The organism is Pantoea sp. NGS-ED-1003, from assembly GCF_000738765.1.
GTDB lineage: Bacteria > Pseudomonadota > Gammaproteobacteria > Enterobacterales > Enterobacteriaceae > Pantoea > Pantoea septica.
On sequence record NZ_JPQA01000004.1, the window covers coordinates 108,570 to 133,648 of the forward strand.

A 25,079-nucleotide genomic window follows, 5' to 3' on the forward strand; every position below is an offset into this window, starting at 1 on the left:
CAGAGCGGTTTTCAGAAGGTTAAAAAGCCCGTTCAGAGCAAACTGAGCGGGCCATGTGGGTGGTTTAACGCTTTAACCACAGGCTCAGAGATGGCGCTGTGCAAACGCCAGCATCCGCTCCGCCAGCGCCTGCGGCGTCTGCATCGGCATCAGGTGCCCGGCGCCGTCGATGATCTCTAGCTCGCCCTGCGGCAAATGGGCGCGCATCACCTCTAGCTGCGCCTCAACGCCCGGCACGTTGCCATCCTCGCTGCCGAGCACCATCATGGCGGGCAACTCAAGACGGCCAATCTGCTCGCGCAGATCTTCCCGACTGCCGTGCAGCGCCCAGGCGCGAAAAGCGGCAGGCGCGGCACTTTGCGCATCGGCAATCGCCACCTCGCGCAGCCCGTCCGGCAGGCGCGCAGAGCAGGCGCCGTCGACAAAGGTCTCTGCCTGCTGGCGCGAGCCGTCAAAAGCGGCCTGCGCCTGACGATCCTGCTCGCTCATCGGCTGCGGCCCGGGCGGCGATGGCGCCACCAGCACCAGACGCTGAAGGTAATCGGGCCGCCGGGCGGCAAGCGCCAGCGCCACTTTACCGGTCATAGAGTGGCCGACAAGGATCACCTTCTCCAGCTGCAGATGGCGAAGGGTTTCATCAACCCGATCCGCCATTGCAGCCACATCATAATCGTCCATGCCCGATGCTGCGCCAAAGCCCGGCATATCCAGCGCCACGCAGCGGGCGGCGCGGTCAAGCCAGGGCAGCGTGGGAAACCAGGTGCGATGCGATCCGCCCAGATAGTGCATCAGCACAAATGTCGTCTCGCCCTCTCCCTGCAAGCTGTAAGGCAGCATAGCCCCTCCTATATCATCGTGCCGTGAATGTCGCCCAGCTGCGCAATCGCCGCCTCGCTATAGCCCGCCTGGCGCAGCGGCGCGACCACCTCGCGCGCCAAATCGGGTACATAGCCGATTAGCAGCTCACCGGCGTCGCGCAGCGTCGCCTCCGCCAGCGCGGCGGGCAGTAGCAGCGATTCGGCGCGGCCCAGCGCGACGCTGACGCCGTTCGCCTCGACCGTTAACGGCTCGCCGAGGTTGGAAAGGATACGCGCGCTGTCGAAGCTGAGCCGCTGCGGCTCGCTAAAGCGCCAGCGCTCCAGCGCAAAATAGGGGCCCGCGCAGCAGAACAGACGCGTCAGCCCTTTCGCCTCCAGCGCCAGTCCCGGCTGCGGCGCGCAGCGCAGTTCCGGCCGCAGCTCCTGCAACAGCGCGTCGATATTGTTTTCCCACTCCCTCTGAGAAAGGCGCGAACCATCCTCCATACGCCACGGCATCGCATGCTGCTGGATATTGGAGGTTTGCTCAATTTCATAGATCAGGGTGTCGGGGCCGAAGCTGTGCAGCATGCCGCCGGGCACATAAAAGGTGTCGCCCGCCTTTACCGGCACCCGATGCATCACCGCATCGTAATCCTGCGCCAGCAGCGCGGCCTTAAGGCGAGCGTTATCTACGCCGTCGCGCACGCCCAGCAGACAGGTGGCGTCAGGCGCGGCCCACAGGATATGCCAGGCTTCGCTTTTGCCGTTCGGCTGTTGCTCAAGCCGTTGTGCCAGCGCGTCGTTAGCGTGCAGGTGAACCGGCAGCATGCCGCTTCCGTCGATAAACTTACTGAGCAGCGGAAAAAAGGGGCCGCGCCAGCCAGGGGCGACCATCTCGTCAGGATAGCGTTCGGTGAGCTGGCGCAGCGTCTGGCCCGCCAGCTCGCCGTTGGTGACGGAGGCGATCATGCCGTCCACGTCGCTGATTTCCCAGCTCTCCGCCACGCGCGTCTCAGGCAGCTCCGCTTTTCCCAACTGCTCTCTGATACGCTGCCCGCCGAAGATATGCGTGGCGAGGGGCGTAGTCAGCTTTAAAGGATAAGCGTTCATCTCTCCTCCTGGACGAAATCAGATAACCGCGACGCCGCCTGTCACTGCAATAGTGGCGCCAGAAATATAGCTGGCTTCGTCGCTGGCCAGCATTACATAGGTCGGTGCCAGCTCGGCAGGCTGCCCCATACGCTCCAGCGGCACTTCGCTGCCGAAGCTTTCCACCTGCTCCGGCGGCATAGTGGCCGGGATCAGCGGCGTCCAGATGGGGCCAGGCGCAACGGCGTTGGCGCGGATCCCTTTCTCCGCCAGCAGCGCCGCCAGACCGCCGGAAAAGTTTACGATAGCGGCTTTGGTCGCTGAGTAGGGAAGCAGTTTCGGCTTCGGCTGGTCGGCATTCACCGAGGCGGTATTGATAATGGAACCGCCGGCCGGCATGTGCGGCACGGCCGCCTTGCAGATATAGAACATGGCGTAAAGATTGGTTTTCATGGTGCGATCGAATTCGTCATCGCTGATCTCCTCCAGCGCGGTGCGCGTCATCTGGAAGGCGGCGTTATTCACCACGATGTCGATTTTGCCGAAGCGCTCAGCCGTCTGCGCCACGATGCTGCGGCAATGCTCTGCTTCGGTCACGTCGCCGGCGATCAGCAGCGCCTGCTGGCCCGCCTCTTCCACCAGTTTCGCCGTATCTTTCGCGTCTTCATGCTCATCCAGGTAGGAGATCACCACGTCCGCGCCTTCGCGGGCGTAGGCGATGGCAACGGCGCGGCCGATGCCGGAGTCGCCGCCGGTAATAATGGCGGTTTTGCCTTTCAGGCGGCCGGATCCCTGATAGCTGGTTTCACCATGGTCGGGTTTAGGATCCATTTTGAGGAAGCTGCCGGGCCATTCCTGCTGCTGCGCCTGCTGAGGATTCTGGGGACGATCTGTCATAGGTTCTCTCCTTTTAGCGACTCTTGCACGCTCGTCAGTAGAGCTGAATCGTTATCAGCCTCGAGCCCTAAGTGTAGCAGCCATGTCAGAATCGCAAGTCTGCGTGCTAAGCGTAACGGCTTGAAGGAACAACGATTTTAGCGAAAAGAGAGCGTAAAAAAGCCCGCGCAGACGGGGCTGAGCGGGCTTTCAGGCGCAGCAGGCGCAGCGGCTAAAGCAGATCTTTCCAGTTCATAATCAGCTTCGCCGGCAGCGGTTGCGCCAGCAGAGTTTCATCCGGCTGCCAGCTCTCCCAGTCGCGAAAAGCGGCGAAGTTCAACCCGGTCAGCGTCTCCAGCGCGCTGACCGTCACACGGTACTCGTCAACGTTGGGGCGCGGCGTCGTCTGCGCATGAGGCAGCACGCGGCGCGGCTCATCCAATAGCTCCGCCTGGCTGACCAGCAGCGCCGTTGCCTGCGGCTTGCCCGCCGCGTTGATGCGCAGCACCACCTTCCAGAACATCAGCGGCACCTGCCATTCTGCATACTGCCGCCACTGATCGTTCAGAACCGGGCCGGTCAGCACGCTGATTTTCTGCTTCGACGCCAGCACGCCCGACTCCAGAATATAGCGCTCGACGCCCTGCCAGTACTGCAGGCTCTGATTGAAGCGAAAATGCTGCGGCGAGCAGTTGGTAAAGTGAAAAGTATCTTTGTTGGCGCGTACCGCTTCCGCCGCCGTGCCCCAGGTGGGATCGCTGCGGCGCGTGAGATGGCCACGATCGAACCAGCGGCTGAACTCGCTGTAAAAGGCCTGGCCGGTAACGTAGCGGCTGTCGATACGGCTCTCATCGACCCAGCGATCTCCCTCCTCCAGCAGCGACGGCTGACCGTTGCCGCGATCGATGGCGATATAGCGCGCGCCGTCGATGTTGGTGGCGGTAAAAAAGGCGAGACGCCGTTCGGCGTTCATCAGCAGAGAGAAGTGCTCATAGTCGAGCTGCGCTGCTGCGCCCTGACGGCCGTCGCGCAGCGGCGCCACTTCAGCGGCGCGCGGCGCGATAATAGCTGCCAGATCGATCGGCGCGTTCTCAAGGAAATCTGCCTGAAAGCCGTCGCGGTTGCCATAGCCGTTCTCCGACGCGGCAGAGGTTGCCAGCGGAGCCGCGCTGTCGCTGGCGGTCAACGCCTGTATCAACAGCGCCTGCTGCGGCGCAGGCAGCTGTGGCAGCTCGCCCTTCAGCCAGTCGATAACGGCGCTGATGCGAATCCCTTCATTCACCCAGCCGTCGTCGCTCTCCACGCCGCCGTGGTGCAGCGCCACCAGCTGCCAGCCGTCGTTGAATACCGGCGCGCCGGACGAGCCGCCGTCGGTATCGGCCGCGTAGTGCAGCAGCTGCTCGTGACGCGCCAGCAGCGCGTTGTTGCGCAAGGTAATCTGCTGCGGCGCGCCGCCTGGATGGTGGATAAGGTTAAGGCTAATGCCCAGCGCATGTTTGTCGTTGCGATCGTTAAGCGCCAGCGGCTGCGGCGCATCGCCGTCTCCACCGGTGACCTCCCCTAGCGCAATCAGGGTGCAGTCGAGCTCATCGGTGGGACTGGTGAGAAAAAAACGCGCGGCATCGACGCCACAGGTGACGCCGTCCACCAGCTCGCCCGCCTCGGTGCGCCGCCAGCCAAACTGCAGAGTAATACGGCCCGGCGCAGGCGGCTCTGGCAGCAGATGATGGTTGGTGATAAGCAGGCCGCCGTGGGTTAAAAACGCGCTGCCTGCAGGCACGCCATCGTCGCGCAGCAGCGCCACGCCGCGCGCGCAGGTCAGGCCCTGCGCCAAAAAGGCGACCGGCAGTAGATCGTTGCTGTTGCCGGTAATGACGCCCTGACGCAGATGCTGTTGAAAGGCGTAGCGCTGCGCGCGGGCGCGATCCGGCTCCGCGGTAACGCCCTGCGCCAGTGCGGCGCGGGTCTGCGCACGCTGCTGCGCGGTCAGTGCCAGCCGCGCGCTAATCAGCGCGGCACTCTCTTTATCGCTCATTCGCTTCTCCAGGATAAAAGGCATGCTGCCCTTTTAACCATAGCCGCTGCGGCTCTACCACAGACGAAAAAAAGCCCGCCGGGTGAGAGCGGGCTTTAGTGCCGATAGCGATAACAGGGCGCGCTATTTTTCATGGTAGCGATGCACGGAGGGAAAATATTCAAAGCCGTAAAGCTGGCTAATGGGAAGCAGCAACTCCTGCTCCAGGCTTAATTCACTCTCGCCGTGCAAATCGCGTTTGCGCGCCTGCCAGACGGCGACGCGTTTTTTCCACAGCTGCAGCAATGCTTTCATCGGGTTGATCCTCCGTTGTTGAGAGGTTCAGTAAACCCTCGGCGCAGCCGCAGCTGAACCATTAATTTCTGCGTTTTATTGCCGAAAAACAGCTAAACGCCGGACGGCTACTGCTGCTTCGCCATCTTCGCCATCATTTTGCGGTAATTATCTAGCCACTTGCCGCTCTTCAGCCGCCACCAGAAACAGGCGCCGCGCACCGCCCAGTCGAGGAACATGCCGAGCCAGACGCCGACCACGCCCATGCCGAGCATGATGCCCAGCACGTAGCCCACCACGACGCGCGCGCCCCACATGCTGAACATTGAGACGTACATGGTGTAACGCGCGTCGCGCGCGCCTTTCAGCCCCGCAGGCAATACCCAGGAAGCGGCCCAGATCGGCATAAAGGCGGCGTTGAGCCAGATAAGATGCTGCGTCACGCTGATAACGTCCGGATCGCGGGTATAGAAGCGCGCCAGTACGCCGGAGAGCGGCACGGTCATAAACGCCAGCGCGCAGAGACAGAGGCTCGCCAGCCAGAAAACGTGCCTGATCTGCCGCTCCGCCTGATAGACCTGGTTGCGCCCCAGACGGGTGCCGGTGATGATGGTCGAGGCAGAGCCCAGCGCGTTGCCCGGCAGGTTAATGAGCGAGGCGATAGAGAAGGCGATAAAGTTGCCGGCGATGGCGTCAGTGCCCATGCCCGCCACAAACACCTGGGTCAGCAGCTTGCCGCCGTTGAAGAGCACCGATTCGATGCTCGCCGGCACGCCGATGCCCAGCACTTCCATCAGGATTTTTAAGTCCCAGCGGCGGAAATAGCTCGGCAGGCTGATCTTCAGCGAGGCGTTAAAACCGATCATCAGCACGTAAATCACGCCGATTGCGCCAATATAGCGCGAGATGGTCAGCCCCAGGCCGGCGCCGACGAAACCCAGCCCCTCCCAGGAGAAGGCGCCGTAGATCAACACGCTGCTGATGACGATATTGAGGATGTTCATCCCGCCGTTGATCAGCATCGGGATTTTGGTATTTCCTGCCCCACGCAGCGCGCCGCTGCCGATCAGCGCTATCGCCGCCGCCGGATAGCTCCACGCCGAAGTCTGCAAATAGCTCAGCGCCAGCTCTTTGACTTTGGGCTCCGCGCCGCCGGCGATCAGATCGATGATCAGATGCCCCCACAGCTCGATGGCGAACACCAGCACCAGCGACAGCACCGTCATCAGCGCCAGCGACTGGCGCGTGGCGGCGCGGGCGCGCTTGCCGTTGCGCTTCGCCAGGCTGAAGGCGACCACCACCGTGGTGCCGAGATCGATGGCGGCAAAGAAAGAGATGATGATGATGTTGAAGCTGTCCGCCAGCCCAACGCCCGCCATCGCCTCTTTGCCCAGCCAGCTCACCAGGAATGTGCTTAATACGCCCATCAGCATCACGCACAGGTTTTCGATGAAGATGGGCACCGCCAGTGGCGTGATCTCACGCCAGAACAGCGTGCGATAAAAGCGACGTTTGGGATACCACGCCGTGCGCTTTATCGCCTGCATCACTGCTACGCCAGGATTTTGCAAGGGAATAACCAAATCAGAACAGATTGGACAGGAGTTGTAATGATGGGTCCGCTTAACTATTTATGCAAAGCGTTTCCCTGTCTTTTCAATCATTATTACACTCTTTTCTCGCTCTTCACCGCAGCGGCTGCCGCGCCGCCCAGATAGGCGCTGCGCACCTCTTCGTTATCGAGCAGCTCCCGACCGCTGCCGCTGAGGCGAATCTCGCCGTTCGCCATTACATAGCCGCGATCGGCGAGCGCCAGCGCATGACGGGCGTTCTGCTCGACCAAAAACAGCGTCATGCCCTGCTGCGTCAGCTCGCGCAGAATGGCGAAGATCTGCTTAACCACAATCGGCGCCAGCCCGAGGCTTGGCTCGTCGAGCAGCAGCAGCCTGGGACGGCTCATCAGCGCGCGGGCGATGGCCAGCATCTGCTGCTCGCCGCCGGAAAGGGTCATCGCCCGCTGCCTGCGCCGCTCCAGCAGGCGCGGAAAGAGTTCATACATGCGCGCCAGATCGGCTTTCTGATGCGCGCTGCCGATGGCGATGGTGCCCATCAGCAAATTCTCTTCCACCGTCATATCGGCGAAAATCCGCCGGCCTTCTGGCGCCTGAGCGATGCCGCTGGCGGCGATAAAGTGGGTCGAGCGCTGGCTGATGGGCTCTCCCTGAAAGTAGATTTCTCCCTGCGCGATGCGCGGCTGGCCGAAAATCGACATCAGCAGCGTCGATTTGCCGGCGCCGTTGGCGCCGATCAGCGCCACGGTCTCGCCGGGCTGCACGCTAAGCGACACCTTTTTTAACGCCTGCACCGGGCCGTAGTAGAGATCGACCGCGTCAAATTTCAGCATCGGTTCAGCCATGAAGATCTTCCTCCTCTGCGCCAAGATAGGCGGCGATAACGCGTGGGTCCTGCTGGATCTGGCGCGGCGCGCCCTGAGCGATCACGTCGCCGTGGTCGAGCACCACGATATGGTCGGAGATCGCCATCACCATCGGCATATCATGCTCAATCAGCAGCACGCTGATACGGTGATCGGCGCGCAGGCGGTGCAGAATCGCGCTCAGCGCCTCGGTCTCCACGGGATTGAGCCCTGCCGCCGGTTCGTCGAGGCAGATTAGCTCCGGCTGGGTGCACATAGCGCGCGCTATCTCCAGCCTCCGCTGCTGGCCATAGGAGAGCGTGCCGGCCAGCCGATTGGCCGTCAGCGTCAGATCCACCGTCTCCAGCCAGTAGAAGGCGCGATCAAGCGCGCGGCTCTCCGCCTCGCGATAGCCGCGGGTATTGAAAATGCCCGCCAGCAGGTTGCGATTCGCCAGCATATGCTGCGCTACCAGCAGATTCTCAATCACCGACATTTCGCGGAACAGGCGGATATTTTGAAAGGTGCGCGCCAGTCCGGCGCGGTTCACCAGGTGCGCGCCGCCGAACATCTTGTACCAGAGCCGCGATCCCAGCTGCGTCGGACGCAGCCAGTCCTGCGGCTGGATTTTCTGGCCGAGGATCTGAATGACGTCGGTGCTGCGCGCCTGAGCGTTCAGCAAAATGCGGCCGCCGCTGGCGCGGTAGAAGCCGGTCAGACAGTTAAAAACCGTGGTTTTGCCCGCGCCGTTGGGACCGATCAGCGAGGTGACCGAGCCGCGCTGCACGCGCAGGCTGACGTCGTTAAGCGCCTTGATGCCGCCGAAGCGCATCATCAGATGATCGACCTGCAAAATAGCGTCACTCATGGCGCACTCCTTTACGCGGCGCGACGCCGACGCGGCTGGTGCGCACCAGGCCGCGCGGCCGCCAGATCATCATCACCACCATCAGCATGCCGAACAGCAGCACGCGGTATTCGGCGAAGCTGCGCAGCAGCTCCGGCGCCACCGTCAGCACAAAAGCCGCCAGCACCACACCGAGCGTCGAGCCCATTCCCCCCAGTACCACAATGGCGAGGATCAACGCCGACTCGAAGAAGGTGAACGAGGTCGGATTGACGAATCCCTGATAGCTGGCGAAAAAGACGCCCGCCATGCCCGCCGTCGAGGCGCCGAGCATAAAAGCGGAGAGTTTCACCAGCACATGGTTTAGCCCCATCGCGCGACAGGCGATCTCATCTTCGCGCAGCGCTTCCCAGGCGCGCCCGACCGGCATGCGCGTCAGGCGATGTTTGATAAACAGCACCAGCGCCACCACCAGAACCAGCACCACATAGAGAAAGATAAACTTCATATTGGGGTTGTAGTCGAGGTGGAAAAACTCATGAAAAGGCACGCCGCCTTCGCGCGCGCGCCGACCAAACTCCAGACCGAGAAAAGTCGGCGACGGCACAGACACGCCGTTCGGGCCGCCGGTAAAGCTCAGCCAGTTGGTCAGCACCAGGCGGATGATCTCGCCGAATCCCAGGGTGACGATCGCCAGATAGTCGCCGTGCATGCGCAGCACCGGAAAGCCGAGCAGCGCCCCGGCGAAAGCGGCCAGCAGCGCGGCCAGCGGGAGCATGCTCCAGAATCCCAGCCCGAGATACTGATAGCCGAGCGCCAGCCCGTAAGCGCCGATGGCGTAAAAGGCCACGTACCCGAGATCGAGCAGGCCCGCCAGCCCCACCACGATATTCAGCCCCAGCCCCAGCAGCACATAGATCAACCCGAGGATCGCCACGGTCAGCAGATATTTGCTGGAGAGAAAGGGAAACAGCAGCGCCGCCGCCAGCAGCAGCGGCAGGATCCAGCGCAGCCGCGAGCGGTAGCCCGGTTCGCGCACGTAAACGCCGTCGTCCGCGCCTTCGAAGCGCCGCAGCAGCGCCCGTCCGCGCTCGGTCTGCAAAAAGAGACTGAGCAGCAGCCGCCCCGCCATCACTCCCGCCACCAGCAGCGCCACGCGCGCAGGGGCGAGCTGGAAGGCGTACCCTTTCAGCACCACGCCGACGATCGGTCCGAACACCACCACCGCAATCAGCCCGGCCAGCAGGGTTTCGCGCAGCGCCTGAGACACATTGATAGATCGACTCATCATCGCGCCCTCATACTTTCGTTACCAGCGGACGGCCAAGCAGCCCCTGCGGGCGGAAGATCAGGATCACTACCAGCAGCGCGAAAGAGAAGACATCTTTGTAGTCCGAATTCACCAGCCCGGCGAACTGCGCCTCCGCCACGCCGAGCAGCAGCCCGCCGAGCATCGCGCCGGGCAGCGACCCGATGCCGCCCAGCACCGCCGCGGTGAACGCCTTGATGCCGATGATAAACCCGGCGTAAAAATCGAAGGTGCCGTAGTTCATCGTCACCAGCACGCCCGCCAGCCCGGCCATCGCCGCGCCGATAACGAAGACCAGCGAAATCACGCGGTCGGTATTGATGCCGAGAATGGCCGCCATACGCCGATCCTGCTGCACCGCGCGACAAATCCGGCCGAGGCGCGTGTACTGGATAATCCAGGTAAGCAGCGCCATACCGCAAAAGGCGGCGGCGAGGATAAAGAGCTTGGTCCAGGTGATCTGCACCAGCCCGCCGTCGAACTCGACGCGCAGCACGCCGGTCAGCAGCGTCGGCACACCCTGCTGATTGGGGCCCTGACTCAGCTGAACATAATTTTGCAGGATCAGCGACATGCCGATGGCGGAGATCAGCGGCGCCAGCCGCGTCGAATGGCGCAGCGGCCGGTAGGCGATACGCTCGATGGTCCAGCCGTAGACCGCCGTCACCACCACGGTGAAGAGCAGCGTGCCGAAAATCAGCAGCGGGAAAGAGTGCACGCCGAAGAACGAAAGCAGCGCCAGACCGATGGCGCAGAGATAGGCGGAGATCATATAGACCTCGCCGTGCGCGAAGTTAATCATACCGATGATGCCGTACACCATGGTGTAGCCGATCGCGATAAGGCCATATACCGCGCCCAGCGTCAGCCCGTTGATCAGTTGCTGAAGTAAGAAGGCGTCCATAACGAAGTCTCTGCGCAAAGCGGACCGCGCAACCGGGCGGTCCGGACAGGAAACGCCCTGCGCTGCGCAGGGCGGGCTCAGGCTTACAGCTGGTGATACTTGCCTTTGTCGTCCCACTGATAAACGACGTAATCGGAGACTTTCAAATCGCCTTTTCCGTCCCAGACTTTTTTACCCATCACGGTCGGCACGTCGTGAGATTTCAGCCATTCGCTGGCTTTCTCGTTATCTTTGCCCGCGCCTTTGTAGGCGGCCGCCAGCGCCTGGATAGAGGCGTAGGCGTAAAGGGTATAGCCTTCCGGCTCGAAGCCGCCCTTGCGGAATTTATCGATCACCGCTTTGCCGTCGGCGATCTGACGCGGATCGTTGCCGAAGGTCATATAGATGCCGCTGGTGTACTGCGGCCCGCCCGCGGCGGTAACCAGCTCCTGCGTCACGATACAGTCGCCGGAGAAAAAGTTCGCTTTTACGCCCTGCTCACGCATCTGGCGCACCAGCGGACCCGCCTCGGGATGACAACCGCCGAAATAGACCACGTCGGGATTCGCCTGGGCGATTTTGGTCACCAGCGCGTTAAAATCTTTCTCGCCGCGCGACAGGCCCTCATACATCACCTCTTTGACGCCGCGCTTCTCTAGCGCCGCTTTGGTGGCGTCGGCCAGCCCCTGGCCATAGGTATCTTTATCGTGGATAACCGCGACCTTCTTCGCTTTCAGCTTGTCGAGCATAAAGTTGGCGGCGATGGCGCCCTGCTGGTCGTCGCGTCCGCACATGCGAAACAGGGTTTTCATGCCGCGCTCGGTGATCTGCGGGTTAGTGGAGCCTGGCGTAATCGACAGCACGCCGGCGTCATCGTAAACCTCCGAGGCGGGCATGGTGCTGGAGGAGCAGAAATGGCCGACGACCGCCATCACCTTATCCTGATCGACCAGCCGGTTCGCCACCGCGACCGCCTGTTTAGGTTCGCAGGCGTCGTCGCCCTGCACCAGTACGATTTTCTCGCCGTTAATGCCGCCTGCCGCGTTGATATCCTCCGCTGCCTGCGTCGCCCCTTTCCAGTACTGCGCGCCATAGGTGGCGTTAGGGCCGGAGAACGGCCCGGCGACGCCGATTTTAATATCGGCCTGCGCGCTGAGCGCCGCACCGATACAGCCTGCAATTACGACGTTTAACGACAACTTGATCAGTTTCTGAGACATGCTGTCTATCCTCGACACAGTGAGTTTGCGTTCGCCAGACCACGGCGCAGGAGCGGTGAATGTTTTTATTCGGTTCGGACATGCTATGCGCGGCGACAGAGGCCGCTATCAATCGCAAGCAAGAATCTCGCCAGAACGCAACGGGCCGCGAGATTTCGCTAAAGGAAGGTGGCAACGCCAGCGACAGCGCACGACGTCACCTTCTGATTCATTTAAACGTAGGCGGGGATTGGCAACACGCCAGCACCCTGTTGGTGCATAATGCGGTCGATCACAGATTCTTGCTTTGCGGCGGCGGCAAACCCGCTAAGCTGTGGGGAAAGTTCGCTACATATCAGGAGAGTTTATGCCTACACAACGGAACGGCCTTACCCGCCAGCAGGCGCTGGATGAATTGGAGCGTCTGTACGACGACGCGGTGAACGCGCTGCGCGCGGCGATAAAAACCTATACCGAACAGGGCACGCTGCCCGCGAATGAGGCGCGTCGCCAGGGGCTGTTTGTCTACCCTGAACTGCGCATTACCTGGCGCGGCGAAGGCCCGCAGCAAAACCGCACGCGCGCCTGGGGGCGCTTTACCCATACCGGCAGCTACAGCACCACCATCACGCGTCCGGCGCTGCTGCGCCACTACCTCAGCGAACAGCTGGCGATGCTGGAAAAAGAGTATGAGGTGGAGATTCAGGTCGGCCCGTCCAGCCAGGAGATCCCCTACCCTTACGTGATTGACGGTTCCGATCTGTCGCTGGACCGCACCATGAGCGCCAGCATTGCACGCTATTTTCCCACCACCGAGCTGTCGCAGATCGGCGATGAAACCGCCGACGGTCTGTTCAACCCGGACGCAATTTTCCCCCTGTCACACTTCGATGCGCTGCGCACCGACTTCTCTCTGGCGCGTCTGCGCCACTACACCGGCACCTCGGTCGAGCATTTCCAGCCGTTTGTGCTGTTCACCAACTACACGCGCTATGTGGATGAGTTCGTCCGCTGGGCGACTGAGCAGGTGCGCGATCCCGCCAGCGACTATGACAGCCTGGCCTGCGCGGGCGGCGCGGTGATCACCGCCGATACGGCGGAGAGCGACGCGGCGATGCTGGATCTGGCGTGGAAAAAGCATCAGATGCCGGCCTGGCATCTTACCTCGCCTGGCCGACGCGGCATCACGCTGGTGAATATCGGCGTCGGTCCGTCCAATGCCAAAACCATCTGCGATCACCTGGCGGTGATGCGGCCGCACGCGTGGCTGATGATCGGCCACTGCGGCGGCCTGCGCGAAAGCCAGCGCATCGGCGACTACGTGCTGGCGCACGCCTATCTGCGCGACGACCACGTGCTCGACAGCGTGCTGCCGCCCGACATTCCGGTACCGAGCATCGCGGAGGTGCAGCGCGCGCTCTATGACGCCACTAAAGCGGTGAGCAATATGCCAGGCGAAGAGGTCAAACAGCGACTGCGCACCGGCACCGTGGTGACCACGGACGATCGCAACTGGGAGCTGCGCTACTCCGCCTCAGCGCTGCGCTTTAACCTGAGCCGCGCGGTGGCGGTGGATATGGAGAGCGCCACTATCGCGGCGCAGGGCTATCGGTTCCGCGTCCCTTACGGCACGCTGCTCTGCGTTTCGGACAAGCCGCTGCACGGCGAAATCAAGCTGCCGGGCCAGGCGAACCGTTTTTATGAAGGGGCGATTTCAGAACATTTGCAGATCGGTATTTGCGCGGTAGAGCTGCTGCGCGCCGAAGGGGATAAGCTGCATTCACGCAAACTGCGTACCTTTAACGAGCCGCCGTTCCGTTAACTGAGCAGAGCACGAGACACGCCTCTCGTGCTCTCCCTTAGCAAAATACAGACAAGGGGCAACAATGCCCGCTTTGCTACATTTTCAGCCAGAACTCTCTCGCCAGCCAGCCAAGCACGGCTAACACCGCTGGCACCAGCAGCGTCCAGGTCATGCGATCGTTGAGACGGTCAAATCTTTCATCAATGCGTTTAAACTTCTCGTCAATAGAGACAAAGTTTTCGTCTGCACGCTTAGTCCATTCATCTATACGGGCAAACTTCGTGTCAATACGAGCAAACTGTTCAGCAGTCTGCTTCTCAGACCGGGCAAACTGTTTGGCGGTCTGCTTCTCAATCCGGGCAAACTGTTCGGCGGTCTGCTTCTCAATCCGGGCAAACTGCTCGGCGGTCTGCTTCTCAATTCGGGCAAATTGTTCGGCGGTCTGCTTCTCAATTCGGGCAAAGCTCTTGTCATGCCGGGCGAACTGCGCGGCAGTCTGCGTTTCAAGCCGCGCAAATCCCTCAAGCATTTCGCAGCGCAGTTTGAACTGGTCCGTGCGCAACCCTTCCACATCCGCCTTAGTGGCAAAATTTTGCGAGCGTTCGGTCAGCACAGCCAGGTCGGTTTTAATCTGATGCGTATCCTGTTCTAGCCGATCAACACGTTTAGTCAGTCGTTCCATCTTGTTTCCTCCTGGCTGACGAAGAGGGAGTAAAAGCGGAGGCAAATAGCGCGGCTCAGGGTTTAATGAGTGCTCCATGAGGTTCCTTCTCCTTACGACGTTGTTCATTCTGTCGCTAACGCCTGCCCTTGCTGCTGGCAATTTAACCAAATTTCCGTTTACATAACATTCCACGTTCCGCTAATTCGTTGAAAGTTAGCCATGGGGTAGCAGAGCAGAGTGGTTTCAAGAGTGGCAGCCTACCTGCAGACAGGCGGCGGTAACAGGTTTTTCGACGCACACTGGAAGCCAGTACGCAAACCGGTTGGAAAGACAAAAAAAAGCGCGGAAGAGAACATTCGTCTTCCGCGCAGAGGGTGAATAAGCCGCACAGCGCTGCATCAGCGCGGCGATCGCTATCAGGCGCTGAGCCAGCCCAGCTTGATCACGAACAGTAAAGAGAGGATCACCAGCGCCGCGTTGACCTCTTTCGTGCGGCCGCTCAGCAGCTTCACCACCGTCCAGGTGATAAAGCCGAAGGCGATGCCGTTAGCGATAGAGTAAGTCAGCGGCATGGTCAGCGCGGTAACGGTGACCGGCGCCGCGGTGGTGATATCTTTCCAGTCGATCTCCGCCAGGCCGGAGGCCATCAGCACCGCGACAAACAGCAGCGCCGGCGCGGTAGCGTAGACCGGCACGCTGCCCGCCAGCGGCGAGAAGAACAGCGCCAGCAGGAACAGAATAGCGACCACGACCGCCGTTAAGCCGGTGCGTCCGCCCGCGCTCACGCCCGCTGCGGATTCCACATAGCTGGTGGTGGTCGAGGTGCCGAGCAGCGACCCAAACAGCGCCGCGGCGCTATCGGCCACCAGCGCGCGCCCCATTTTCGGGATATTGCCCTGTTCGTCCGCCAGTCCGGCGCGTTTGGTCACCCCCAGCAGCGTGCCGGTGTTGTCGAAGACGTCGACAAACAGGAAGGCGAAAATCACGCTGACCAGGCCGACGTTGAACGCGCCAGCGATATCGAGCTGCATAAAGGTGGGCGCGATCGACGGCGGCGCGGAGAAAACGCCGGCAAATGGCGACAGGCCAATGCCCATAGAGATAAAGGTAATCAGCAGAATGCCGATCAGCACCGCGCCGGTGACGCGACGCGCTTCCAGCACCACAATCACCACAAAGCCCAGCAGCGCCAGCAGCGGGCCGGGTTTGGTCAGATCGCCCAGCCCGACCAGCGTCGCCGGGTTATCCACCACGATGCCTGCGCCTTCCAGCGCGATTAGCGCCAGGAACAGCCCAATGCCCGCCGCAATGCCGGCGCGCAGCGGCAGCGGAATGCTGGCGATAATCCACTCGCGGATTTTGAAAATCGACAGCGCAAAGAAGATGACCGCCGACAAAAACACCGCGCCCAGCGCGATCTGCCAGGTGTAACCCATATGCAGCACGACGGTATAGGTGAAGAAGGCGTTCAGCCCCATGCCCGGCGCCAGCGCGATCGGGTAGTTGGCGATCAGCCCCATCAGGACCGATCCGATCGCCGCCGCCAGACAGGTGGCGACGAAAACCGCGCCTTTGTCCATCCCCGTAGCGCCCAGAATGCTTGGGTTAACAAACAGGATATAGGCCATCGCCAGGAAGGTGGTGATCCCGGCGATCACTTCGGTGCGGACCGTCGTGTTATGCGCTTTTAGCTTGAACAATTTTTCTAACATCATCATCTCTCAAGAGCGGAGACGGCACGAATGCGCGTTCTCACTTGCCAGTGTGGGTTACATGCTGATTATTGTGGTACCGCACGACGCGCCGCTGCATGCTGACGGCCGCTGTCGTCACGCCCTGAATCTCCATAAGGCCTGAAGTCATAGCAATCGCTATGCCAGCCGCAAACGCAATCGTTTACCTTGTCAGGCCTGGCATTTTCTAAGAGAAATCTGAACCAAAAGAAGGCGCGATTATGGTGCATTGCCCCGCTACCGCGCAATCGTTTTCATCGCCTCCCCTGCGACGCCGGAAAATTCTGCGCCAACGCACGCTTCAGTAAAGCCGATGGCGATATCGCTCACGTTTCCATCGCTTGTCGATGCGGCGTAAAACGCGCCATGTACACTCTTGTTAACCTTTTTTTAACCCCGAGGTCGCGCTGCATGAAGCCCGCCATTCTGGTTGTCGATGATGATAAAGCCGTCTGCGAAATGCTGCAGGATGTGCTGGATGAACAACAGTTTAGCGTTTACTGCTGCCACTACGGCCGCGACGCGCCGGCGCTGCTGGCGCAGCACGGCGACATCGCGCTGGTGATGCTGGATATGATGCTGCCCGATACCAACGGCCTGCTGGTGCTGCAACAGCTCCAGCGTCAGCGCCCGGACCTGCTGGTGATCATGCTGACCGGCATGGGCTCCGAAGCGGAAATGGTGGTCGGACTGGAGATGGGCGCGGATGACTATATCGCCAAGCCTTTTAATCCGCGCGTGGTGGTGGCGAGAGCGCGCGCGGCGCTGCGGCGCGGCGGTCGGCTTATGCAGCCGGCGGCGGCGGAGAGCGGCTGGCGCTTTAACGGCTGGCAGCTGGATGAAGCGCGCTGTCAGCTGCTTAATCCGCAGCACGAATCGGTGCCGCTGACGCAGGGCGAATATGCGCTGCTGCGCGCGCTGGTGCGCCATGCGCGCAAGGTGCTGACGCGCGATCAGCTGCTGGAGCTGACCCACGGCGAAAGCCTCGACGTTTTCGACCGCACCATCGACGTGCTGATTATGCGGCTGCGGCGCAAAATTGAAACCAATCCGCATCAGCCCAGCCTGATCCGCACCATTCGCGGCCTCGGCTATGTCTTTTCCGCCGATGTGGCACGTCCGGAAGCGGTCCGGCTGAGCGCCTGAGGGCGAACAGCCGGGAACGCGGCTATTTCACCGTCCAGCCCTTGTAGCTGCCGACGTTGTTGCGATCAATCAGGGAAACCGGGATCAACACCGGCTTATCCGGCGCCGGTTTGCCCTGCAGAATGTCATAGCCGATCTCGACCGCTTTCGCCGCCATCACCTGCGGATCCTGCGCAGGGGTGGCGACGAAGAGCGAATTCTTGCGCTTCAGCGCCTCTTCGCCGTCGGGCGATCCATCGACGCCGACAATAAAGAACTCGTTGCGCTGCGCCTGTTTCGCCGCCAGATCGGCGCCGATGGCGGTCGGATCGTTAATGGCGAACACCGCGTCCACTTTCGGATTGGCCGACAGCAGGCCGGTCATCACTTCCAGCCCACCTTCACGGCTGCCTTTGGCGTTCTGGTTCCAGGAGAGCAGCTTGATCTCGGGATGGCGTTTCAGCTCGGTCATGCAGCCCTCGACGCGGTTCTGCACGGCGGAAACCGGCGGGCCGTTGATGATCAGCACATTGCCCTTCTCCTTCAGGCGATCGGAGATGTATTTACAGGCCATCTCGCCCGCCTGGGTGTTGTCCGAGGTAATGGTGGCGTTGGCGCCGTCGGCCGCTACGTCGACCGCCACCACCACGATCCCGGCGTCGCGGGCGCGTTTCACCGCTGGCGCAATACCTTTGGAATCGGCGGCGTTCAGGATAATCATGTCGACTTTCGCCGCGATAAAGTTATCAATCTGCGCCACCTGCTGGCCCAGATCGTAGCCGCTGGAGACCAGCGTCACGTTGACTTTGTCCCCCGCCAGCTCGCGCGCTTTCATCTCCGCGCCTTTGGTAATTTGCACGAAAAACGGGTTGGCGAGATCGCCGACGGTGACGCCGATGGATTTGAGATCTTTCGCCTGGGCGAAGGCGCCGCTGAACAGCGTTGCCGCCAGCAGCCCGGTTACGATCGGATTAAAACGCATAGAGCTTCTCCTGCTGTTATTAGAATCGCCAACGGCTGAATGGCGTAGGGTAAAAAAGGGGCGCCGCGCTCAGGAGACGTGGTGCCGGGTGCGATATTTATCGATCAGCACCGCAATAATGATCACCGCGCCTTTGATCACCAGCTGCCAGAAATAGGAGACTCCCATTAGCGTCATGCCGTTATTGAGCGTGGCGATAATCAGCGCGCCGATCAGCGTGCCGGTAATGGTGCCGATGCCGCCGACGAAGCTGGTGCCGCCTAATATCACTGCGGCGATGGCGTCCAGTTCATAGCCGACGCCGAGATTGCCGTTGGCGCTATAGAGGCGCGACGCCGACATCAGCCCGCCTAATCCGGAAAGCAGCCCGCTCATGGCGTAGACGAACACCAGCACCGCGCCGACCTTAATGCCGGTCAGCCGCGCCGCCTGCATATTGCCGCCTACCGCGTAGATATGAACGCCCAGCGTGGTGCGGCGCAGGATAAACCAACAGACGGCGATCACGGCGAAGGCGATCACGATCAGCCAGGGCACCGGGCCGAGATAGCCGTTGCCTATCCACTCGAAGCTGATATCGGAGTTAATCACCGTGGTGCCGTTGGCCAGCAGATAGGCGGCGCCGCGCAGCGCCGTATAGGTGCCGAGGGTGACGATAAAGGGCGGCAGTCCGGCCCAGGCGACCAGAATGCCGTTGAACAGCCCCATCACCAGGCCTGCGCCGAGCGCCATGGGGATGGTCATGCCGGCGAGTATCGGATCGAGCGAGGCGACCATCGCCACCACCGCCGTAGTGCCTAGCATCGAGCCCACCGAGAGGTCGATGCCGCCGGTCAGGATGACAAAGGTCATACCGGCCGCCAGCACGATATTAATCGAGGCCTGGCGGGTAATATTAAGCAGATTGCCCTCGGTGAAGAAGTTCGGCGCGACAAAGCCGAATACCACCACAATCAGCACCAGGATCGGCAGAATGCCGACGGTTTGCAGCATGTCGCCTATCAGCGCCCGCTTAACGGTGGGCGGTTTCGCCTGCGTGGTCTCTGTCATCGATCTCTTCTCCTTATATTTCCTGCGGCGAGGCGCTATGCGCCCCGGTGGCCAGCGTCATAATGTTTTCCTGGCTGATCTGATCTTTACCCAGCTCCCCGGCGATAGCGCCCTCGCGCATCACGTACACCCGATCGCTCATGCCGACCACCTCAGGCAGCTCGCTGGAGATCATCAGGATCGCCACGCCCTGCTGCGCCATCTGATTCATCATGCGGTAGATCTCGCTTTTGGCGCCGACGTCGACGCCGCGCGTCGGCTCATCCAGAATCAGGATGCGCGGCCCAATGGATACCCAGCGCGAAATCAATAGCTTCTGCTGGTTGCCGCCGGAGAGGCCGCCCGCCCGCACCTGCGCATGCGGCACGCGAATGTTGAGTGTGGCGATGGCATCGCCGGCGATCTGCCTGCCTTTGCGCCGGTTAAGCAGCCCGTAGCTGGCGTCGCGCTCCAGCGTCGCCATCACAATGTTCTCCTGCGCCGCCATCTCCAGAAACAGCCCCTGCTCTTTGCGGTTTTCGGTAAGAAATCCGATGCCGCGCGCAATGGCGTCGCGCGGCGAGTGGATAGCGACCTGCTGACCGTCGATCCAGATCTCGCCGCCGCTGGGTTTATGCACGCCAAAAATCAGCTGCGCCAGCTCGCTGCGCCCTGCGCCCACCAGTCCGGCCAGCCCGACGATTTCCCCGGCGCGCACCGCCAGGCTGCTCGGCCGCACCTTGCCGCCGTCAGTCAGGTGATTGACCGCCAGACGAATGTCGCCGAACGGGATAGTGCGATCCTTGTTAAAGAGATCGCTCAGCGGACGGCCGACCATCATGCGCACCAGCTCGCTGGCGTTCAGGGTGTCATGAGTCAGGCTGCCGACATACTGCCCGTCGCGCAGCACGCTGACGCGATCGGAGAGTTCATAGACTTCCGCCATGCGGTGGCTGATATAGATAATCGCCATGCCTTCGGCGCGCAGGCGCTTTATTAACGCGAAGAGCTGCTCGGTTTCGCGGTTGCTTAGCGCGGCGGTGGGTTCGTCCATTACCAGAATGCGGCTGTTGCGGTGCAGCGCGCGCGCGATCTCGACCTGCTGCTGTTCGGCGATGCTGAGGCGGCTGACGCGGTCGGTGGCGCTAAACTGCGCGCCGAGGCGATCGATCACCTGCTGCGCCTCTTCGGCCATCTGGCGACGCCGAATCAGCCCGCCGCGTGTAATTTCGCTGCCGAGAAAGATGTTCTCCGCTACCGTCAGGTTGGGCGCCAGGTTGATCTCCTGATAGATCAGCGTAATGCCCGCCGCCAGCGCCTCTTTCGGTCCCCGGATCGCATAGGGACGCCCGTCGATCAGGATTTCGCCGCTGGTGGCGCTGTAGGCGCCGGCGAGGATCTTCATCAGGGTGCTCTTGCCCGCGCCGTTCTCGCCCATCAGCGCGTGGATCTCGCCGGCATACACCGTGAGATCGACTCCCTTTAGCGCATAAAACTGGCCGAAGCGCCGCGTGATGTCGCGCATTTGCAGTATCGGTGTGGCTGTCATGGACCGCTCCAGATAACGGTGATGAGGGCTGAGTAAAGCAGCGCCAGATAAATGGAAAATGTCAGCAGCCGTTCATATTTGTCATAAATGCGCCTGAGCCGCGCCCTATACTCGCCTCAGGCACGGCGGGCGCGGAGGCGCGGTATGCGACATCAACATCCCTGGCAGGCGGGCGCGCGCGGCCGCCTGCTGCTGTTTAATCTGCTGGTGGTGTGCGTCACGCTGATGGTGAGCGCGGTGGCGATACTCGGCTTTCGCCATGCCGGACGCATCCAGGAGCTGGCGCAGGCGCAAACCCTGAGCGATATGAGCGCCAGCCTGGCGCTGGCGCGCGATACCGCCAGCGTCGCCACGGCAGCGGTGCGCCTGTCGCAGGTGGTGGGAGCGCTGGAGTATCAGAGCGAATCGCAGCGGCTGCAGCAGAACCAGCAGGCGTTGCAGCAGTCGCTGACGCTGCTCGCCTCGGCGCCGCTCGCGGCGCGTCAGACGGCGCGGGTAGCGCGCATCCGCGCGCGCAGCCTGATGCTGGAGCAGACCATTACTCAGCTGCTGATCAACGGCCATCAGCGCCATCTGCAGCGCAACGCCCTGCTCAGTGGTCTGTGGCAGTCGCAGCTGCTGCTGGATCATATCAACCAGCTCGTCGCGCGACGCGGCCCGGCGGCGGAGCTGCGTCAGCAGACCGAGCGGCTGCTCGCGGCGGCGATCCGCACGCCGTCGCCTGTCGCGGTCGTCGACCAGCTGCAGCAGGTGATGACGGCGTGGCGGCCCGATTCCGGCGATGCGGTGCTGGATGAGAAAATCGCGCGGCTGATCGCCACCCAGCAGTCGCTGCGGCCGCTGGCGGATCGCCTGGCGGAGAACGATCTGGCTATCGCCTATTCAACCTACCGCATCAAGGCGCTGGTGGCAGCGCTCAATGACGACATCACCGCCTGCGTGCAGCAGGTGGCGCAGCAGAGCGAAATGCGCAGCGCGGAGACCCATCGCGAACTCAACTCGGTGATCCTGTTTATCGCGCTGTTCGCCCTGCTGGCGCTGGCGATCACCGGCTATGCCGGGATCTATATCTACCGCAACCTCGGCTCCAGCCTGACCGCCATCGCCGACGCCATGACGCGGCTGGCGCAGGGAGAACAGCATGTTTCGGTGCCGGGCCTGCAGCGGCGCGACGAACTGGGCGATCTGGCGCGCGCCTTTAACGTCTTTGCCCGCAATACCGCCTCGCTGGCGCACACCTCGCGCCTGCTGAAGGAGAAGAGCAGCCAGCTTGAATCCACCTTTCTGGCGATGCGCGACGGCTTCGCGCTGTTCGACAATAACGGTCAGCTGGTGGTGTGGAATGCGCAGTATCCGCAGCTGCTGGGTCTCTCCGGCGAGGCGCTGCATCGCGGCCTGCACTATCGCCAGCTGCTGGGGCGCGTGGGCGTGGATCTGCAGCATCCGGGCGAGCCGCAGGAGGTACGGCTGGCGGACGGGCGTACGCTGGAGCTGCGCTTCAGCCCGGTGCCGCGCCGCGGCATCGTCAACACCGTGCTGGAACGCACCGCGCGCAAGGCGCTGGAAGAGGCGCTGGTGCACAGCCAGAAGATGAAGGCGGTCGGCCAGCTGACCGGCGGCATCGCGCACGACTTCAATAACCTGCTGGCGGTAATCATCGGCAGCCTGGCGCTGACGCAGGGTCAGCTGCCGCCGGGCAGCCTGGCGAGCCGCATCGAACGCGCGCGTCAGGCGGCGGATCGCGCCGCCCTGCTCACCCAGCGTCTGCTCGCCTTCTCGCGCAAGCAGGCTCTGCATCCGTGCGCCGTCTCGGTGGCGCAGCTGGTGGAGGAGCTGCAAAATCTGCTACAGCACTCGCTGCTGCCCGGCCAGCGCCTGACGGTCGAAGCGCCGCGGCCCGGCTGGCTCGCCTGGATCGACGCCAGCCAGCTGGAGAACGCGCTGATGAATCTGGTGGTGAACGCGCGCGACGCTATGCAGCAGAAAAGCGGCGAGATCCGCCTGCGTATCGCCAGTCAGCGGCGCGAGCAAGGGGAACGCGTGGTGATTGAGGTGATCGACCAGGGCTGCGGTATGACGCCGGAAGTGCGGGAACAGGTGTTCGAGCCTTTCTTCACTACCAAAGAGACCGGCAGCGGCAGCGGGCTGGGACTGTCGATGGTCTATGGCTTCGTGCGGCAGTCAGGCGGCCAGATCGAAATCGACACCGCGCCCGGTCAGGGCACTACCGTACGCCTGCTGCTGCCGCGCGCGCCGGACAGCGCGGTCGCGTCGCCGCCAGTGCAGCCGATCGCCCCGCCGACGCCGCGCGACAAGCTGGTACTGGTGCTGGATGACGAACCGGCGGTGCGTCAGACGCTCTGCGAGCATCTGCACCAGCTCGGCTATGTGACGCTGGAGTGCGCCAGCGGCGAAGAGGCGCTGGCGCTGCTGCGCCAGACGCCCGATATCGATCTGCTGATCAGCGATCTGATGCTGCCCGGCGGCCTGAACGGCGCCGAGGTGATCCGCCAGGCGCAGCAGCAGTGGCCGCAGCTGGCGACGCTGCTGATCAGCGGTCAGGATCTGCGCCTGCAGCCGGTGGCGCTGCCGCTGTGCGAACGGCTGGCGAAACCCTGGCAGAGCGCGCAGCTGGCGCAGGCGCTGGCGCGCGCCTGGCAGCGCAGCGAACGGCTCAGTCGCGCGCGGCTGGCTGCCAGAGCGGCACCGGCTTCCCGCTGATATAGCGCTTGCGCAGGCGGCTGGAGAGCGCATCCATAATCATCACCACCGCCACGAGGAGCAGGGTTAAAAACATCACCACGTCCCAGTTCCACAGGCGCATATTCTCGGCGTAAACCAGCCCGACGCCGCCCGCGCCGACAAAGCCCAGCACCGCCGCCGAGCGGGTATTGGATTCGATCTGATAGAGGCTAAGCGCCAGGAAATGGGGAAACGACTGGGTAAAGATGCCGAAGCGGTGCTTTTGCAGGCTGTTGGCGCCGACCGCGCTCAGGCCGCGGCTCGGCGAGCGCTCTACTGCCTCGTGTCCTTCCGAGTAGAGTTTGCCCAGCAGGCCGACATCCTGCATCACAATCGCCAGCACGCCCGCCAGCGGCCCCATGCCGACGGCGCGGACGAATATCAGCCCCCATATCGCCATATCGATGCCGCGCAGCAGATCGAGCAGGCGACGCACCGCCCAGGCGATCGGCCGCGTCGCGCGGCCGTGCATCACGTTGCGCGCGGCGAAAAACGACAGCGGTAGCGCGATAATCGATGCGGTCAGGGTGCCGGCGAAAACGATCGCCAGCGTAATGCCGATTTGCGAGAAGTAGTAGCTGAACGGCCAGTTAACGAAATCGTGCCAGACGAACATGCGCAAAAAATAGCGGCCGAGCTGCTGCGCGCCCATTGCGGCGCGGCTCCACTCGATGCCGTAAAATTCAAAAAAGAACAGGTAGTAAAGCAGGATGGCGATCGCCGCCAGCGCGAGTCGTCGCAGATAGCGCTTCTGCGCCGCGAACAGCGCCGGGTTTTCCTGCCTGATTTTGCCGATGTCCGGCGCTAGCGCGATCATGCGGAACCCTCCACGACGCGGCGGCGCAGCCGGCCGGAACAGGTGTCCAGCAGCGATACCACCACGATAATCAGCAGCAGCGTAATGCTGACCTGATCGTAACGATCGAGTTTGATATTGGTCATCAGCTCCTGGCCGATGCCGCCCGCGCCCACCAGCCCCAGAATGGTCGAGGAGCGAAAGTTAATCTCCAGACGCATAAAGCTGTAGGAGAGGAAAATCGGTTTCACCTGCGGCCAGAAAGCGAAGCGCATGCGCTGCAGTTTGCTGGCGCCGCAGGCGGCCAGGCCGCGCACCGGCCTGTCGGAGGCGCTTTCAATCGCCTCGTAAAAGAGCTTGGTCAGGCTGCCGACGGTATGCAGCGCCAGCGCGAGAAAGCCGGGAATGGCGCCGATGCCGAACGCCATCACGAACATCACCGCCCAGGCCAGCTCCGGCATGGTGCGAAGAAATGCGACAAAGGCGCGAATAGCAAAGCGCAGGCTCGCCGGAGTTTTGGTGTTGTCGGCGGCGAAAAAGGCCAGCACCGCGGCGATACAGACCGCCACGATAGTGGAGGCGAGCGCCAGCTGCAGCGTCTCCCAGATCAGCGGCAGCTGAAAATGAAGGCGGTAGCCCCAGTAGGCAAGCGATCCTTCCGTTTTTACGCCGTCGAACAGCGTGGAAAAATGCAGTACCGGCAGCGTTTCCCACAGGTAGTCGAAGAAGTGCGGCATCGACGCCCACAGCGTGGTCAGGCTGAACTCTGACATTTTGCCTGCCAGCAGGTAGAGCATCACCAGCAGCAGCGACCAGATCAGCGTGTCGCGTTTCTGCTGGCTGCGGATGCGTTGGTAGTAGCGTTCAAAGTCAGTCAAAAGAAGATTCCTGCAAGAGGTGAAAAACCGCAGAGAGGCTAAATCACGAG

General features: G+C 62.2%; 21 protein-coding genes. 3 read left to right on the top strand and 18 right to left on the bottom strand.

The annotated features are described in order from the left end of the window. Positions 1 to 84: 84 nt before the first annotated feature. From JS46_RS09175 to JS46_RS09220, 11 genes are all read right to left on the bottom strand, one after another. Positions 85 to 837: an alpha/beta fold hydrolase gene (locus tag JS46_RS09175; RefSeq protein WP_033749867.1), complete on the bottom strand. Its 753-nt coding sequence runs from the start codon at positions 835 to 837 to the stop codon at positions 85 to 87. An 8-nt stretch (positions 838 to 845) separates the two neighbouring features. Beyond that, complete coding sequence (locus JS46_RS09180; RefSeq protein WP_033749869.1) at positions 846 to 1,910, bottom strand: class I mannose-6-phosphate isomerase; 1,065 nt, start codon at positions 1,908 to 1,910, stop codon at positions 846 to 848. A gap of 18 nt (positions 1,911 to 1,928) precedes the next feature. Next, on the bottom strand, positions 1,929 to 2,786 hold the full coding sequence (locus JS46_RS09185; RefSeq protein WP_033749871.1) for a glucose 1-dehydrogenase: 858 nt from the start codon (positions 2,784 to 2,786) through the stop codon (positions 1,929 to 1,931). 211 nt (positions 2,787 to 2,997) lie between these two features. Then, positions 2,998 to 4,800 (bottom strand): DNA/RNA non-specific endonuclease, encoded by a 1,803-nt coding sequence (locus JS46_RS09190; protein WP_033749873.1) that lies wholly within the window; start codon positions 4,798 to 4,800, stop codon positions 2,998 to 3,000. Between the two features lie 123 nt (positions 4,801 to 4,923). Next, the gene (locus tag JS46_RS24445) at positions 4,924 to 5,094 is read right to left on the bottom strand and encodes a hypothetical protein (RefSeq protein WP_187143647.1); all 171 of its coding nucleotides are present in this window, start codon (positions 5,092 to 5,094) and stop codon (positions 4,924 to 4,926) included. Between the two features lie 107 nt (positions 5,095 to 5,201). Continuing rightward, on the bottom strand, positions 5,202 to 6,620 hold the full coding sequence (locus JS46_RS09195) for an EmmdR/YeeO family multidrug/toxin efflux MATE transporter (RefSeq protein WP_033749875.1): 1,419 nt from the start codon (positions 6,618 to 6,620) through the stop codon (positions 5,202 to 5,204). A 119-nt stretch (positions 6,621 to 6,739) separates the two neighbouring features. Beyond that, on the bottom strand, positions 6,740 to 7,489 hold the full coding sequence (locus tag JS46_RS09200; protein ID WP_033749877.1) for an ABC transporter ATP-binding protein: 750 nt from the start codon (positions 7,487 to 7,489) through the stop codon (positions 6,740 to 6,742). Then, the gene (locus JS46_RS09205) at positions 7,482 to 8,357 is read right to left on the bottom strand and encodes an ABC transporter ATP-binding protein (RefSeq protein ID WP_033749879.1); all 876 of its coding nucleotides are present in this window, start codon (positions 8,355 to 8,357) and stop codon (positions 7,482 to 7,484) included. Before JS46_RS09205 ends, JS46_RS09200 begins: the two co-directional genes overlap by 8 nt. Beyond that, positions 8,350 to 9,627: a high-affinity branched-chain amino acid ABC transporter permease LivM gene (gene livM / locus JS46_RS09210; protein WP_033749881.1), complete on the bottom strand. Its 1,278-nt coding sequence runs from the start codon at positions 9,625 to 9,627 to the stop codon at positions 8,350 to 8,352. The genes JS46_RS09205 and livM overlap by 8 nt, the downstream gene beginning before the upstream one ends. A gap of 7 nt (positions 9,628 to 9,634) precedes the next feature. Beyond that, positions 9,635 to 10,549, bottom strand: coding sequence for a branched-chain amino acid ABC transporter permease (locus JS46_RS09215; RefSeq protein WP_033749883.1), 915 nt, complete (start codon positions 10,547 to 10,549; stop codon positions 9,635 to 9,637). Between the two features lie 83 nt (positions 10,550 to 10,632). Then, entirely contained in the window at positions 10,633 to 11,748 is a 1,116-nt protein-coding gene (locus JS46_RS09220; protein ID WP_033749885.1) for a branched-chain amino acid ABC transporter substrate-binding protein, read from the bottom strand. Positions 11,749 to 12,094: 346 nt separating this feature from the next. On the opposite strand from JS46_RS09220, the gene JS46_RS09225 reads away from it, so the two are divergent. Then, positions 12,095 to 13,549 carry an AMP nucleosidase gene (locus tag JS46_RS09225; RefSeq protein WP_033749887.1) on the top strand — a complete coding sequence of 485 codons (1,455 nt, stop codon included), beginning with the start codon at positions 12,095 to 12,097 and terminating at the stop codon, positions 13,547 to 13,549. A 76-nt stretch (positions 13,550 to 13,625) separates the two neighbouring features. Here JS46_RS09225 and JS46_RS23070 read toward each other — a convergent pair whose 3' ends face one another. Both JS46_RS23070 and JS46_RS09240 read right to left on the bottom strand, forming a co-directional pair. Next, positions 13,626 to 14,213 (bottom strand): hypothetical protein, encoded by a 588-nt coding sequence (locus JS46_RS23070; RefSeq protein ID WP_051905603.1) that lies wholly within the window; start codon positions 14,211 to 14,213, stop codon positions 13,626 to 13,628. A 398-nt stretch (positions 14,214 to 14,611) separates the two neighbouring features. Beyond that, positions 14,612 to 15,910, bottom strand: coding sequence for an NCS2 family permease (locus JS46_RS09240; RefSeq protein WP_216491711.1), 1,299 nt, complete (start codon positions 15,908 to 15,910; stop codon positions 14,612 to 14,614). Between the two features lie 429 nt (positions 15,911 to 16,339). On the opposite strand from JS46_RS09240, the gene JS46_RS09245 reads away from it, so the two are divergent. Next, positions 16,340 to 17,074, top strand: coding sequence for a response regulator (locus tag JS46_RS09245; protein ID WP_033749889.1), 735 nt, complete (start codon positions 16,340 to 16,342; stop codon positions 17,072 to 17,074). A 22-nt stretch (positions 17,075 to 17,096) separates the two neighbouring features. Here JS46_RS09245 and JS46_RS09250 read toward each other — a convergent pair whose 3' ends face one another. The 3 genes from JS46_RS09250 to JS46_RS09260 form a co-directional block, all read right to left on the bottom strand. Continuing rightward, positions 17,097 to 18,035, bottom strand: a complete 939-nt coding sequence (locus JS46_RS09250) for an ABC transporter substrate-binding protein (RefSeq protein ID WP_033749891.1) — start codon at positions 18,033 to 18,035, stop codon at positions 17,097 to 17,099. A gap of 69 nt (positions 18,036 to 18,104) precedes the next feature. Continuing rightward, positions 18,105 to 19,085 carry a ribose ABC transporter permease gene (locus JS46_RS09255; protein ID WP_033749892.1) on the bottom strand — a complete coding sequence of 327 codons (981 nt, stop codon included), beginning with the start codon at positions 19,083 to 19,085 and terminating at the stop codon, positions 18,105 to 18,107. Between the two features lie 13 nt (positions 19,086 to 19,098). Next, positions 19,099 to 20,613: a sugar ABC transporter ATP-binding protein gene (locus tag JS46_RS09260; protein ID WP_033749893.1), complete on the bottom strand. Its 1,515-nt coding sequence runs from the start codon at positions 20,611 to 20,613 to the stop codon at positions 19,099 to 19,101. A 144-nt stretch (positions 20,614 to 20,757) separates the two neighbouring features. On the opposite strand from JS46_RS09260, the gene JS46_RS09265 reads away from it, so the two are divergent. Beyond that, positions 20,758 to 23,334, top strand: coding sequence for an ATP-binding protein (locus JS46_RS09265; RefSeq protein ID WP_033749894.1), 2,577 nt, complete (start codon positions 20,758 to 20,760; stop codon positions 23,332 to 23,334). Here JS46_RS09265 and phnE (JS46_RS09270) read toward each other — a convergent pair. Further along, on the bottom strand, positions 23,288 to 24,172 hold the full coding sequence (gene phnE / locus JS46_RS09270) for a phosphonate ABC transporter, permease protein PhnE (protein WP_033749896.1): 885 nt from the start codon (positions 24,170 to 24,172) through the stop codon (positions 23,288 to 23,290). The two genes, JS46_RS09265 and phnE (JS46_RS09270), sit on opposite strands and share 47 nt — an antisense overlap. Beyond that, complete coding sequence (phnE, locus tag JS46_RS09275) at positions 24,169 to 25,029, bottom strand: phosphonate ABC transporter, permease protein PhnE (RefSeq protein WP_033749897.1); 861 nt, start codon at positions 25,027 to 25,029, stop codon at positions 24,169 to 24,171. The genes phnE (JS46_RS09270) and phnE (JS46_RS09275) overlap by 4 nt, the downstream gene beginning before the upstream one ends. Positions 25,030 to 25,079: the final 50 nt, after the last annotated feature.